Origin of the sequence: Streptomyces sp. PU-14G, from assembly GCF_041028275.1 — a bacterium.
GTDB lineage: Bacteria > Actinomycetota > Actinomycetes > Streptomycetales > Streptomycetaceae > Streptomyces.
The window spans coordinates 1-12714 of sequence record NZ_JASKYT010000028.1; the positions used below are offsets into that span (position 1 = coordinate 1).

At 71.2% G+C, this 12714-nt stretch carries 13 protein-coding genes and 1 pseudogene; 5 read left to right on the forward strand and 9 right to left on the reverse strand.

Annotated elements, in window-relative coordinates; all coding sequences use genetic code 11:
* Positions 1–375 precede the first annotated feature (375 nt).
* Positions 376–1035, forward strand: coding sequence for a response regulator (locus tag AB8Z75_RS05630; protein WP_369200245.1), 660 nt, complete (start codon positions 376–378; stop codon positions 1033–1035).
* On the opposite strand, the gene AB8Z75_RS05635 is transcribed toward AB8Z75_RS05630, so the two are convergent.
* The 9 genes from AB8Z75_RS05635 to AB8Z75_RS05675 all read right to left on the reverse strand — a co-directional run bounded on the left by AB8Z75_RS05635 (position 1005) and on the right by AB8Z75_RS05675 (position 8642).
* Positions 1005–1280: a hypothetical protein gene (locus AB8Z75_RS05635; RefSeq protein WP_369200246.1), complete on the reverse strand. Its 276-nt coding sequence runs from the start codon at positions 1278–1280 to the stop codon at positions 1005–1007. The two genes, AB8Z75_RS05630 and AB8Z75_RS05635, sit on opposite strands and share 31 nt — an antisense overlap.
* A 157-nt stretch (positions 1281–1437) precedes the next feature.
* Positions 1438–1653, reverse strand: a complete 216-nt coding sequence (locus tag AB8Z75_RS05640) for a hypothetical protein (RefSeq protein WP_369200247.1) — start codon at positions 1651–1653, stop codon at positions 1438–1440.
* Positions 1654–1847: 194 nt separating this feature from the next.
* On the reverse strand, positions 1848–2423 hold the full coding sequence (locus AB8Z75_RS05645) for a hypothetical protein (RefSeq protein WP_369200248.1): 576 nt from the start codon (positions 2421–2423) through the stop codon (positions 1848–1850).
* The gene (locus AB8Z75_RS05650) at positions 2420–3802 is read right to left on the reverse strand and encodes a hypothetical protein (RefSeq protein ID WP_369200249.1); all 1383 of its coding nucleotides are present in this window, start codon (positions 3800–3802) and stop codon (positions 2420–2422) included. The genes AB8Z75_RS05645 and AB8Z75_RS05650 overlap by 4 nt, the downstream gene beginning before the upstream one ends.
* Positions 3799–4608 (reverse strand): ABC transporter ATP-binding protein, encoded by an 810-nt coding sequence (locus tag AB8Z75_RS05655; RefSeq protein ID WP_369200250.1) that lies wholly within the window; start codon positions 4606–4608, stop codon positions 3799–3801. The genes AB8Z75_RS05650 and AB8Z75_RS05655 overlap by 4 nt, the downstream gene beginning before the upstream one ends.
* The gene (locus AB8Z75_RS05660) at positions 4605–5453 is read right to left on the reverse strand and encodes a zf-HC2 domain-containing protein (protein WP_369200251.1); all 849 of its coding nucleotides are present in this window, start codon (positions 5451–5453) and stop codon (positions 4605–4607) included. Before AB8Z75_RS05660 ends, AB8Z75_RS05655 begins: the two co-directional genes overlap by 4 nt.
* Positions 5450–6010 (reverse strand): RNA polymerase sigma factor, encoded by a 561-nt coding sequence (locus AB8Z75_RS05665; RefSeq protein ID WP_369200252.1) that lies wholly within the window; start codon positions 6008–6010, stop codon positions 5450–5452. The genes AB8Z75_RS05660 and AB8Z75_RS05665 overlap by 4 nt, the downstream gene beginning before the upstream one ends.
* Before the next feature lie 308 nt (positions 6011–6318).
* Positions 6319–8049 carry a methyltransferase, FxLD system gene (fxlM, locus tag AB8Z75_RS05670; RefSeq protein WP_369200253.1) on the reverse strand — a complete coding sequence of 577 codons (1731 nt, stop codon included), beginning with the start codon at positions 8047–8049 and terminating at the stop codon, positions 6319–6321.
* Positions 8046–8642 carry an NUDIX domain-containing protein gene (locus tag AB8Z75_RS05675; RefSeq protein ID WP_369200254.1) on the reverse strand — a complete coding sequence of 199 codons (597 nt, stop codon included), beginning with the start codon at positions 8640–8642 and terminating at the stop codon, positions 8046–8048. Before AB8Z75_RS05675 ends, fxlM begins: the two co-directional genes overlap by 4 nt.
* A gap of 69 nt (positions 8643–8711) precedes the next feature.
* Here AB8Z75_RS05675 and AB8Z75_RS05680 point away from each other — a divergent pair, with 69 nt between their 5' ends.
* The 4 genes and pseudogenes from AB8Z75_RS05680 to AB8Z75_RS05695 all read left to right on the forward strand — a co-directional run.
* On the forward strand, positions 8712–9521 hold the full coding sequence (locus AB8Z75_RS05680) for an ABC transporter ATP-binding protein (RefSeq protein WP_369200277.1): 810 nt from the start codon (positions 8712–8714) through the stop codon (positions 9519–9521).
* Positions 9518–10279, forward strand: a complete 762-nt coding sequence (locus tag AB8Z75_RS05685; RefSeq protein WP_369200255.1) for an ABC transporter permease — start codon at positions 9518–9520, stop codon at positions 10277–10279. Before AB8Z75_RS05680 ends, AB8Z75_RS05685 begins: the two co-directional genes overlap by 4 nt.
* A gap of 15 nt (positions 10280–10294) precedes the next feature.
* Entirely contained in the window at positions 10295–11089 is a 795-nt protein-coding gene (locus AB8Z75_RS05690) for a MerR family transcriptional regulator (protein WP_369200256.1), read from the forward strand.
* Between the two features lie 577 nt (positions 11090–11666).
* Positions 11667–12490, forward strand: a pseudogene (locus AB8Z75_RS05695) (IS5 family transposase); the annotation flags it as partial.
* Positions 12491–12714: the final 224 nt, after the last annotated feature.

The following is a 12714-nucleotide window of genomic DNA, read 5'->3' on the forward strand; positions in this document are numbered from 1 at the left end:
TGCCCGTACGCCCCCCGTGCCCGTACGCCCGCCTGAGCGCAGCCGTCGTCCGGCGGGTTCGGCTCGGCACCGTGCAATCGCCCCAGCGCGTACGCGACTTCGCTCCGAGACCCGCGCTGCGGCGGTGCCCGGCGGTGCCTTATCGTCACGGTCTCAGGAGGTACGGATGCCCGCGCGTGGAGCCATTCCGGACCGCCGGCCCAGAGCTATGCCCAGACCCATGCGCAGATCCGGGCCCCGGACACGGGAGACGGCCACCCGTGCCCGGGCCGCCTCGGGCACCCGCGCCCCGCACCGTCGGCACGGGGCACACGCACGAACGGACAACGCGCCCGGCCGACCAGGCGGGCCCACCACTGCGAAAGTGAGCATGCCATGCGGGTTGTGATAGCCGAGGACGACCCGCTGCTGCGCGAGGGGCTCGCGCTGCTGCTGCGCGCGGAGTCGCTCGACGTCGTGGCCACGGCCGGAACGCCCGAAGGGTTCCTGGCCGCGGTCGAGACCCACGACCCCGACGTCGCCATCGTCGACGTCCGGATGCCCCCGACCCATACGGACGAGGGCATCACCGCGGCGGTGCGGGCCCGACGCAGCCGACCTGGCCTGGCCGTGCTCGTACTGTCCGCATACGTCGAGCAGGCCTTCGCCACCGAGCTGCTGGCGGAGGGCAGCGCCCGGCTCGGGTACCTCCTCAAGGAACGGGTCGGCCGGGTCCAGGAGTTCCTGACCGCGCTGCGCCGGGTGGCCGACGGAGGCACGGCCATCGACCCCGAGGTCGTCGCGCAGATCTTCGCCCGCACCCGGCCCGACGCGCGCCTCGACCGCCTCAGCCCCCGCGAACGCGACGTGCTGGCCCTGATGGCCGAAGGGCTCGGCAACACCGCCGTCGCCGAGCGGCTCACCATCACCGAAGGCGCTGTCCACAAGCACATCCGCAGCATCTTCGCCAAGCTCGGCCTGGCCCCCACCGACCGTACGGACCGCCGCGTCGCCGCCGTCCTGCACTACCTCGACGACGCCCGCCGCCGCGCCTGACCACCACGCCGCCGGCCGCCGGCCGTCCACAACAGGACGAGGCCGACGACGCAGACGGCGGTGACCAGGCCGCAGGCGAGGTTCACCCCGCTCGCCACACCGGCGCTCGACACCACCATGTTGGCCGTGACGCTCACCACCAGCACGGCCCACAGCAGCGAGCGGAGGGCGCCTGTCCGTGCGGGGCGTGCGCCGCTGGCGGTGCGGCTCGCGGGGGTGAGACGGTAAGGGCCGTCGTCGGACATCCCGGCTCCCTTCGAAGGGCGGACTCGCCGTCTGTGCTCCGTACCGAGACGGTAGGGAACCGGTACACGCGCCGCCGATCCCGCGAGCGGGCCCCCGCGGGTACAGCAGGCTGTACTGTCAGGCGGTCAGCCGTCGGCAGGCTGGCTGCGCGGGTGGTCAGTCCTCGTACTGGGCCAGGGCCAGCCCGAGGCCGAAGAAGGTCGGAGCCCACTCTCCGACGAAGATGCCCCACCGGTCGGCCCGGTCCATCCCCGCGGTCTCGCCCTTGATCGATCCCATCCACGAGACGACGGTGAGTCCGATCGAGGCGACGGCCGCGGTGTAGGCGTGCTCACTGCGGAGACCGGCGTCGTGCAGCTTCTTGACGACCATGAAGACTCCCTGTAGTCGAGTGCGGAGAGCGGGTGTGCTGCCTCCAGGTTCACCTGCATGCAGCACACCCGCTCTCGCGGCGCCGCCGGACGGGTGACGGGTGCGGAGGTGGACACTCGCGGCGAGTGCTCCGGCCTCCTCCGGGCCGCCTGCGAGTGTGCTCGGACGGCATCAGTGGGCCAGGACGAGCGGCTTCAGCGACGTGGTCCCGCGACGGCGTAGGCGGCGGTGCCGACGAGGGCGAGCGCCACGGCGGTCCAGGTGGCGGCCGTGGTGCCGGGTGGCAGCAGCATCCAGGTGCCCACCTGCAGCGGCACGCTCGTCGCGGCCGGTGCGAACAGGGCGAACGCGAGCCAGCCTGTCGGCAGTATCCACGCGTTGCGCGCGCCCCACACCGCCGTTGCCGCGGCGACGAGGCCTGCCAGTCCCGCACTGTCGCGCGCCAGGAACGCAACGGGAGCCATGTGCTCTCCCAGTGCCTGCGCGGACAGCAGCGCGGCACCCGCGACGGCCCCGATGAGCAGCACGTGCACCGCCCTGCGGTACACCCATCGCAGTGCGGCGGTGCGGTCCAGCGCGGGGTCCTGCCCGCCGAGCCCGGCGGAGGCAGCCGTCGCCCCGGCGGCGAGGGCGAGTGCGGGCAGCCGCAGGTCCCCGGGCCCCGCACCGCCGCCGGGGGCGAGGAAGCCCACCGTCAGCGCGCTCAGCACGATCACGGCGACCGAGGCGGGCACCTGCCGCGACCGTGCGTACAGGGTCAGCCATCTCACCGGGACGCACCCCCGGTCAGCGCGTGCGCAGCGCCGCCCTCGCAGGAGAGAGCCGCCTGGTGCAACGCGGCGATGCGGGCGCGCTGTTCGTCCCGGGGGAGAGCGTTGAGTTTCCTCCAGAGCGGGCGGGCACGGTCACGGAGGTGGTCCTCCCGGTGCACGCTCCCGGCGAGCAGCCGGAGGTCTCCCAACGCCCAACCCGCGGCGACGCTCTGTGCGGCGAGTTCGCCGAGCGTGCCACTTTCCCGGTCGCTGCGCGGAACGCAGTTCGGCGCCATTCCCTGGGCGATGAGAACGCGCGTCAGGGCGCGGCCCTTCGCGTGGGTGACGACAGGGTCGTCGAAGTCGATGAGGACGGTGTCGGGTGAGGGGACGCGGTCGGCGGTGATCCCCCGCAGGGCGGTCTCCTCCTGGATCGTTTCGGGCGCCTTGTCACCGAGGGCGTCCCGCAGGCGGCGCAGGGCCTCCTTTCCGTGTGGCGCGAGTTCGGCGAGCCGGTGGCGGTGCGCCTCGGTCACGCACACCGGCCCGTCACACACCTGCGACGCGGCGGCCTGGTCGACGACGTACGTCTGACGCGGTTCGGCGGGCAGGACGAGGAGAGCGAGCACCCCTGCCGCCAGAACGGGGGCGAGGGCAGCGAGCCGGGCACGTGCGGAGCGGGCGGCCAAGAGCGCGAAACCGGTCGCGGCCAAGCCGAGCAGCCACAGAGTCTGCCCGAGGTGCACGGCCACGGAGAGGGTGAGGAGTGATTCGCGCACTTGTGAGACGGCGGGTGACAGGAGCGAGAGCCGGTTCGGCGCCAGACCGGAGGGCAGCGCCTCGTCCGCCGTCTGCTGGAGAAGCACGGTCGCCAAGAGCGCCGAGACCGCTACCGCGGGCGGCGTGAGCGCGGAGGGAAGACTCCGTCCGACGCCCATGCCGAACAGCGCACCCGCGACCAGGGAGAGCGCGCCGACGAGCGAGATCGGAAGCCACGCGAGATGCGTGTACGTCGTGTCGCCGAGAAGCACCTGTGCCGCGCCCACCAGGACGAGCAGGGCGAAGGCCGAGGCCGAAAACAGCGCGGTGGCGCCCGCGGGGACAGCGGCGCGGTGCGCGGCGGGCCGCGGCGTGGTGGTCAGCAGTTCGGATATCCGTGAGCGGCTGTCCCGCAGCCCCTGCAGCGCCCCCAGGCCCACGGCCAGCGGCCACAGGAAGGTCAGCAGGGAACGCGTCCACAGCGCCATGGACGTCCACTGGGAGGTCCACCGGGCCGTCCCGCTCCACCACGGCCCGTCGATCAGCCAGAGGAACCCCATCCCGGCCGCCAGGATGACGAATCCGGCCCACGGGGCGACGGAGCGCCTCGACTCGGTCTTCAGAACGGCGAGGCTCACCAGGCGCTCCTGAGGTCCGTGGGGCCGACGAGCAGCGCCGAGTAGCCGCGCTCCAGGGGACTGTCGCCAGGGTGCTCGGGGCCACCGGCCGCGGCCAGATCCTCCAGGGTGCCGTGCAGGACGAGCCGACCGTCCGCGAAGAGCACCACGTCGTCGCAGGCGGCGGCGACGTCCTCCACCAGGTGGGTGGACACGACCACACAGGTGTCGGTGCCCACCTCCTGCAACAGCTCCCGGAACCGCAGCCGCTGCGCCGGGTCCAGGCCGACGGTCGGCTCGTCCAGCAGCAGCAGCGCCGGGTCGTTGACCAGCGCCTGGGCAATGCCGACGCGACGCACCATGCCGCCGGAAAGAGCCTTCATCCGCTCGTCCGCGCGCTCGGCCAGTCCGACCCGCTCCACGGCCCGTTGGACGGCTGCCGGGATGTCCGCCTTGGGCACCTCTTTCAGCCAGGCCATGTACTCGACGAACTCACGCACCGTGAAGCGCTTGTAGTAGCCGAACACCTGGGGCAGGTAGCCGATCCGCCGGCGCAGACGGCGGTGCGCGCCGGCATCGGTGACGGACTCGCCGAACAGCTCCAGTGCGCCCTCGGCGGGGCGCAGAACGGTGGCCAACGCCCGGATCAGGGTGGTCTTACCGGCCCCGTTCGGGCCGAGGAGGCCGTGCACGCCGGTGCCCAGCGACAGGTCGAGTCCGTCGACAGCCATCCGCTTGCGGCCGGCTCGTACCTTCAGCCCGGCGGCCCGGATCTCCCACGCCCAGGCCCTGGGTGCGAGGTGTGCCGCGCTGACTGCGCGTGTCATGCGTTCTTCCTTCCCGAGAGGTGCACGAGGCCGTGCGAGGTGGAGTACGCGCCGCGACGGACGAGCAGGACGCCGACTCCGAGGACGAGACAGGCCCCCCACACGGGCAGGCCGTCCGCGTGCAGGGCGAAGGAAGTGCGGCTGGTGGCCAGCGTCGGCGCCAGGATCACGGCCGCCCACACCGCCACCAGCACCAAAACGGCGCGCGTGACGCCGACAACGCCGCCGAGTGCCAGCGCCGCCGCGGTGAAGGCCAGACAGGGAAGCAGCCACTGTGCTGCCGCCACCCCCGTCAGCTCACCTGCCACAAACAGCGGGGGGATCGTCACGGCGAGAACCGAGAGGGTGCGCCGGAGCACCAAATGCAGCCCCGTCCTCGGTACGCAGGCCGTGAGTTCGAATGCCGGGTCCAGGCCGCGCGACCATGAGGCGGCCACCCCGCACAGCGGCAGCACCGGCGCGAACAGCAGCACCAGCGACACCTCGCCGACGTGCGGGCCGAGCCCCACCGTGTCCAGCAGCAGCGCGATCGCTGTCACCCCCAGCGTCATGGCCAGCCACGGCGCCATCACCGGCGTGAGCCAGACCGCCAGCCGCGCCGGCAGGCGCCGCCGGGACGGACGCGCGACGGCCGTCTCCAGGCGGGGCTCCAGTCCGGACCAGACCGTCTCGACGAGCGACGCGGTGGCCGGCGCCTCTTCTGCGACGGCACGGGCCAGCCGGGCACGGCAGGTACCGCACGCTTCCAGGTGCGCCTCCACCGCCCACAACTCGTCGGCGGCGAGATCCGCGTCGCCGCGCGCGTAGCCGTCGATGCGCCGCATCGACACGTGTTCCGCGCTCATACCAGCGCCCTCCGCATCGCGATCCGCGCCCGGCGGGCACGGGTCTTGACCGTGCCCTCGGGCAGCCCCAGCAGGACAGCGGTCTCCTTGACCGACAACCCGTCGAGCACCATGGCTTGCAGTACCTGCCGCAACTCCGGTGCCAGGCACCGCAACGCGTCACCGACCTCCCCGCCGACGGTCGCCGCGAGTGCTTCCTCCTCCGCGGCGGGCGCCGTGTCGGTGGACGCGGCGGCGGGCGGCGGCTCGGCGTGGTGCGCCCGGCGGCGGAAGGCGTCGACGAGACGGCGCGCCGCGATCGTCCACAGCCAGCCGACGGCCGTCCCGCCCACCGCGCTGCCGGCGAACGCACCCGCCGCGCGCCACACCGCCAGATACGTTTCCTGCATCACCTCGGCGACGATCTGCTCGTCCGCGCAACGTCTGCGCAGCCGCACGGCCATCCACGGCGCCGTACGCCGGTACAGCTCCTCGAACGCGGCGCGGTCGCCCCGGGCCACCCGGCGGACGAGATGTGCTTCGTCGGCCTCGTGCAGTGCTTTTCTGCCTGAACTCACACCCGTTAGACGCCCGCCCCACGCACCGGGTTTTCCCACTCGCGTGACGTACACCACTCCCGTGCGGACGATGCCGCGGTGCGCGCGAGCAGTGCGCGCCCGCTTCCCGAAAAGCCACCCGGAAACCGCCAGGTTGCCGTCGCAACGTGCCGGCCGTCGGCGAACAGCGCTGCCGCGCGCAGCCACACTGCGCTGCCGCGCGCAGCCACACAGGTGCCGGGAGCCGGCGCTTTCCTCCCGGCCTCCACGACGTGGGCGGACGGTCGGTACGGCAACCGCTCGGCGGCGCTCGCCGGGCGGGGCGGAGGTCAGGACGCGGGCGACTGCTCCAGATAGCAGACCGACCCGCTGCGACGGGCCTCGGCCACCGCGGCGAGAAGGCGGAAGGAAAAGGCGCTCATCTCCTGGCGCCACTCCTCCAGCGGCCGGATGGCGACTTCGGTGTGCTCGTCCGGGTCCAGGACGATGCGGTCGATCTGGTCGCGGTCGAGCTGCCCGCCGTCGAAGACGAAGCCGATCTTGTGGGTGGTCCAGTCGCCGAGAGGCGGCAGGAAGTGCACGGCCAGCAGCCGCGGGGTATCGGCGATGCGCAGACCGGTCTCCTCCAGGCACTCGCGGACAGCGCAGTCCCACGGGGTCTCTTCCGGGTCGTCCAGGTTGCCGCCGGGCCACTGCCACACCGCCGGGTTGTGGGCGGAACGCAGTTGGATCGGACGCTCGTCCTGGTCGGTGACGTAGAAGCAGCCGTAGATGGTGGCTTTGGGCAGGGTGGCGATGTACTGCTCGGGCGGGAGCCAGGTACCGCTCATGAGGTACTCCTTGAGGGTCTCGTCGGTGGAATCGCCGGGGGAGTTGGGTGCTCGCGTGGTGGGGGAGGAGGTGGTGGTGGGGCGGGAGGTCTTGTCCAGCACGTGGCCGGCGGGCAGTTCGTGGTCGGGCGTGCCGGCCGGGTGGACGGTCATGGGCGGGTAGCCGGTCTCGCGCACGTGCCGGTCCCAGTCCTGCACGCAGGTGGCGAACCGCTCGGCCCGCTCCGGTGCGGCCGGGCCGTAGGCATGGACGCGGAACTCATGGCGCCGGTCGGCGGGCTGTGGCGCGTCGTGGGTCTTGACGCTGGTCAGGTAGGCGAGGGAGTCCTCGCCGACGATCGCGGCGGCGTCCCGCTGCGTCACCGACTCGGAGCCTTCCGGAACGGTCAGGCGGCAGTGGCCGTCCAGGACGGTCGCCGAGTAGAGCTGGAGCGTCTCGAGCGAGTACTCGCCGGGGATGACGACGCCGGTGGCGAGCTCGTGCCGGGGGCCGTCCAAGGCAGCGTCCAGTCCGCCGGTGTCGCCGGGGGCGCCGTCTTCCCACCGCACCGTGACCGCTCCGCCTGCCAGAGCGACAGTGGGGGTGGTGCGGGCGGCAGCTCCGCGGTCGCGGACGAATCCGCAGTACGTCCAGTCGCGCGCGTGCAGGACATCGCCGTGCCGCTGGAGTGCGATCGCGCCCGTGTAGCCGTGCATCTCCAGGGGGAGGACGAGGAACCGGCCCTCGGCCAACTGCCCCCGCCAGGCCGGGGCGATATCCCACACGTTGTGGGTGATGCTCATGCCGTCGAAGCCGCCGGGCGGGACGAGGCCGGGGGCGCCCAGGCGGCCGTCGCCGAGGACGGCGGTGACCCGGCCGCTGCCGGCTTCGGCGCACAGCCGCCGCGTACGGCGGATGACGTACGGGTCGAGGTCGACGCTGATCACCCGGCCTGTCGGCGCGGTGACGGCGGCCAGCAACGCGGCGTTGCAGCCGCCCGATCCGGCCTCGAAGACGGTCATCCCCGGCTCGAGACGCAGGTGCTCGGCCATGTCGGCCTGGAGCCAGGCGGCCGAGACCGAGCTGACCGCCCTCCCGGCCCCGTCGCGGCGGGTGACAACAGCCAGGTTGTCGTCGTATGCGTTACGGAGCGGGGCCTCGGGAGCGAAGCGGTGCCGGGGCACCGTCCGCAGCGCCTGTCGGACGCGTGCCGAGGGCGCCCAGCCCTTTGCGATCACGGTGTCAGTCATCTCCTGACGCAGCCGAACGGCCTCGGCGGCTCGCCGCCGATCGCTGGGGGAGCATCAGCCTGAGGGTAGGAATGTACCGGGGGCAGGCCGGACAGCACGCCGGGCCAGGTCGCCTCCAGCGCCTGCGCGGAGGGTGCGAAGATGGGTCCGAGGCCGGCCAGGGTGTGCAGGGGGTGCCACTCCCAGCGGGTGAAGCGGTGCGGCTCGCAGACCCGTGGTGCACCGGTCCAGGCGGTGACGCGGACCACCGCCGAGACGCGGCGGACACCGTCGCGGTCGTCGTGCAGGAGCGTCAGCAGGTACGCGTCGTCGAGGCGCGCGCTCAGGCCGGTCTCCTCGGCCAGCTCCCGGACGGACGCCTCCGGGGCGGACTCGCTGGTCTCGACGCGCCCGCCGGGCGAAGCAAGAGGGTTCGTCGATTTCTGGCCGGTGAGTCGCAGGAACCGATGCGTGAGTGGTTCACCGACAGCTATGAGTATGGCGGGTTCGCGGCCGAACGAGCTCGGGGCGCGCGGCCCGTCATCGCTGCAGTGTGTCTGGCCGGTCGGCGATCTGCCGTGGTCGGAACGGGCTTGACCTTGACGCTGGGTCAACCCTCCATCCTTCCGGGAGGAGCTTCCGCGCAGTCGCCCGGAAGAGCTCCGCGAAGGAGGCAGATGAGCATGACAGCCCAATCGATCGCCGGTCCGGCGATTCGCGTGCAAGATCTCAAGAAGTCGTACGGGAAGCTCGAAGTGCTGCGCGGTGTGGACTTCGACGTGGTGCCGGGCAGCATCTTCGCCCTGCTCGGTTCCAACGGGGCGGGCAAGACCACGACCGTGAGGATCCTCGCCACGCTCCTGAAGGCCGAAGCGGGGGTGGCGAGCGTCCATGGCTTCGACGTCGCCACGCAAGCGGCGAACGTGCGGGAGTCCATCAGTCTCACCGGGCAGTTCGCGGCCGTTGACGAGATCCTCAGCGGTCGGGAGAACCTCGCCCTGGTCGCCAGGCTGCGCCACCTCAAGGACCCTGGCGCGACTGCGGATGACCTGCTGAGGCGTTTCTCGCTGAGCGAGGCGGGCGCGCGGCGAGTGTCCACATATTCGGGTGGGATGCGCCGCCGGCTGGACATTGCGATGAGCCTCATCGGGAATTCGCCGGTGATTTTCCTGGACGAGCCGACGGCCGGACTCGACCCCGAGGCGCGCATCGAGGTGTGGGATGCGGTCAAGGAGCTCGCCGGCCACGGAACGACGGTGCTGCTCACCACGCAGTACCTGGAGGAGGCTGAGCAGCTGGCCGACCGGATCGGGATCCTCCACCAGGGTCGGATCATCGTGAACGGCACCCTCACCGAGCTCAAGCAACTCTTCCCACCCGCCAAGGTCGAGTACGTCGAGAAGCAGCCGACTCTCGAGGAGATCTTTCTCGCAGTCATCGGCAGCAGCGACAAGAGCGACGTCACTGGCACGACAACTGGGGGACGAGGATGACCGCGTACTTCTTCAGCGACACTGCCGCGCTCACGGGGCGGACCCTGCGCCACGTCACACGCAGCATGGACACCATCATCACGACCGCCATCACGCCGGTCGCCATGATGCTGATGTTCGTCTACGTGTTCGGCGGCGCCATCGATACCGGGTCGGTTCCGTACGTGAACTACATGCTGCCCGGCATCCTGCTCATGACCATCGCCTCAGGCATCTCCTACACCGCGTACCGGCTGTTCACCGATGTAAAGGGCGGCATCTTCGAACGATTCCAGTCCATGCCGATCGCTCGGTCGGGTGTGCTGTGGGCGCACGTCGTCACCTCTTTGGTCGCCAGCCTGATCGCGCTCGTGCTCGTCGTGGGCGTCGCTGTACTCATGGGCTTCCGCTCGGGGGCAGGGGTGTCGGCATGGCTCGCGGTCGCCGGCATCCTGCTCTTGTTCACCCTGGCCCTGACCTGGCTCGCCGTGATCCCCGGGCTTTCTGCGTCGTCGGTCGAGGGCGCCGGCGCCTTCGCCTACCCCCTCATCTTCCTGCCGTTCGTCAGTTCGGCGTTCGTGCCCACAAAGACGATGCCCGGCCCGGTGCGCTGGTTCGCCGAACATCAGCCGGTGACGTCGATCGTCAACACGATCCGCAACCTGTTCGCCCAGCAGCCGGTCGGCGACGACATCTGGACCGCCCTCGCCTGGTGCGTCGGCATCCTCGTCGTGGCGTACATCTTCGCGATGGCCGCCTATCGCCGGAAGATCGCCTGAGGCAGGCTGAGACCCATGCTCACCATCAGCCAGCTTGCGGCGTACGCCGGGGTGACGGTGCGGGCGGTACGCCACTACCACCGGATCGGGTTGCTGCCGGAGCCCGAGCGCGACCGGTCCGGATACCGGACCTACGACGCTGCCGCGGTCGTGCGACTGATCCGGATCCGCACCCTCGCAGACGCCGGCGTGCCGCTGGCCCGGGTACAGGAACTCCTTGGCGCTGGCCCGGAGGACTTCGCCGGCGGCGTCCAGGAGATCGACAAGGCCCTGCGCGCCGAGATCCGGCGGCTGCAGGACACTCGCAGCCGACTCGCCAGGCTCGCCGCCGGAGAGCACCTGGTACTTCCGCAGAGCGTCGTGGACTACCTCGACCGGCTGCGGGGTCTCGGCGTTGAGGAGCGGTACATCGAGATGGAGCGGGACGCCTGGATCATGATCGCCGCCCAGGTGCCGCACTCGATCGACTCCGTGATCGCGAAGAAGCACGAGGAGCTGGACGACCCCGACGTGGTGAAGCTCTACAGCCTTCTCAGCGGGGCACTCGACTGGTCGGCCGACGATCCGCGGGTCGTCGAGGTCGCCGACATCATGGAGCGCTTGATGGTTCGCGCCGTGGAGGTCGGCGAGGTGGGTGCCGATGACGGCATCGACGACCAGTTCGTCGACCTGCTGGACTCAACCGCGGTCAACTCCTCACCGGTCGCCGAGCGACTCCGGGCGATCCTGGAGGAGCGGGGCTGGAGGGGCTGGATCCGCACCGAGCGGGTGTCTGCCGAGAGACTCAACACTGAGCTGCCGCCATCGTGAAGGCAGGTCAAGGTCCTGGAGTGACGCTATTTAGGGGTGCAGGTGCTTCCCGGGGCGGCCGTCTGCCTCAGTGAGGAACAGGGCCGGCGCGGTGGGGGTGGGCAGCGTGGATGTACTTCATGGCAGTGGTGATGGAGATTCCGAAGATACGGACGAGATGGACGGGATCTTCGGTCTCGCGGGCCTCGTCCAGGATTCTGTCGGCGCGAACTGCGCGCGCAGAGTCAGACCGGCGGGATCGAAGCGCCTGTAGACGTAGTCCGCGGAGACAGGATCGGTCGCGCTGGCGGTCTGTTGAGTGACCAGGAAGTGCGCGTTGACGGCGCGTGGCCCACGCTGATGGCGGTAGCGGAGCCAAGCGTGCAGTAGGTCAGCTGTGGTGCTGTCGAGGTGAACGACGTGTCGGCCGTGGGGGCGGCGGATCAGAAGTTGCCGTCGGGTGAGCAGCACGTCGGAGAGGACGAGGTCGCGCAGGTCGGTGCCGCTTGTTGCGTGGAGGGCGACCAGGTCGAGAACCAGACGGGTAGCCGGGTTGGAGCTGGTTTCCAAGAGCCCGGTCAGCCGGTCGGGGACCAGACTGTTCCGTGCCCGCACGGGTGTGCCCTGGCCTGACCTGCCCGAGCGGTACGGCCCCTGGCAGACGGTCTATGAGCGGCACCGCCGCTGGTCGGCGGACGGGACATGGCAGCGGATCCTGGCCACGCTGCAGATCGAGGCCGATGCCGTCGATCCCGACGGCACGCGGGAACGAGGCCTGGAGAAGGAGTGGGCGGTCAACGTCGATTCCACCACCTGCCGTGCGCATCAGCACGCGGCAGGCGCACGGCACCGGCCACCGCGGGACTTCCCGCAAAAGGGGGCGGTGCGCGTGGGGAAGCCGATGGGCGGGAGGCGTTGGGGCGCTCGCGGGGCGGGCTGACGAGCAAGGTCCACCTCCTGGCGGATGACCGGGCCCGCCCGCTGGCCTGGCGTACCTCTCCGGGCCAGCGGGGCGACAGCCCGATGTTCGTCCCCGTCCTGGAGGAGTTACGGATCCGGCGTCGTGGCCGGGGTCGCCCCCGCAGCCGCCCGGACCGGGTACGCGGGGACAAGGCTTACTCCAGCCGCGACAACCGCGCTTATCTGCGGCGACGGGGCATCAAAGCGACCATCGCCCAGCCTGATGACCAGCGGGCCAACCGTCGGCGGCAGGGACGGGACGGCGGTCGCCCACCGGCCTTCGACAAGACCCAGTACCGCCGCCGCAGTGCCGTCGAGCGGTGCGTCAACAAGTGGAAGCAGTACCGCGCGGTGGCCAGCCGCTACGACAAGCGCGACTACATCTTCAACGGCACACTCGCCGTCACAGCGATCAACATCTGGCTCCGCGACACCGTCCAAGAGCCATCAGAAACGGCCTAGCCGCCGCGTGCTGACACTCGCGGGACGGGCCGGGCCGGGCCGTGGCGGGGCCACCGCCCGGCGGTGGACGGTGTGCTCTACCGATCGAGCGAACCGGAGGACCAGCCATATCCGACACCCCGGGCAGGCGCCGGCCCCCGGCGGACCGGGTGTGAGGGCTTCCTGACGGCCCCACGCGAGATCATGGTCGCGGACCAATCGAGGAAGACTCAGGGGTAGGGGAA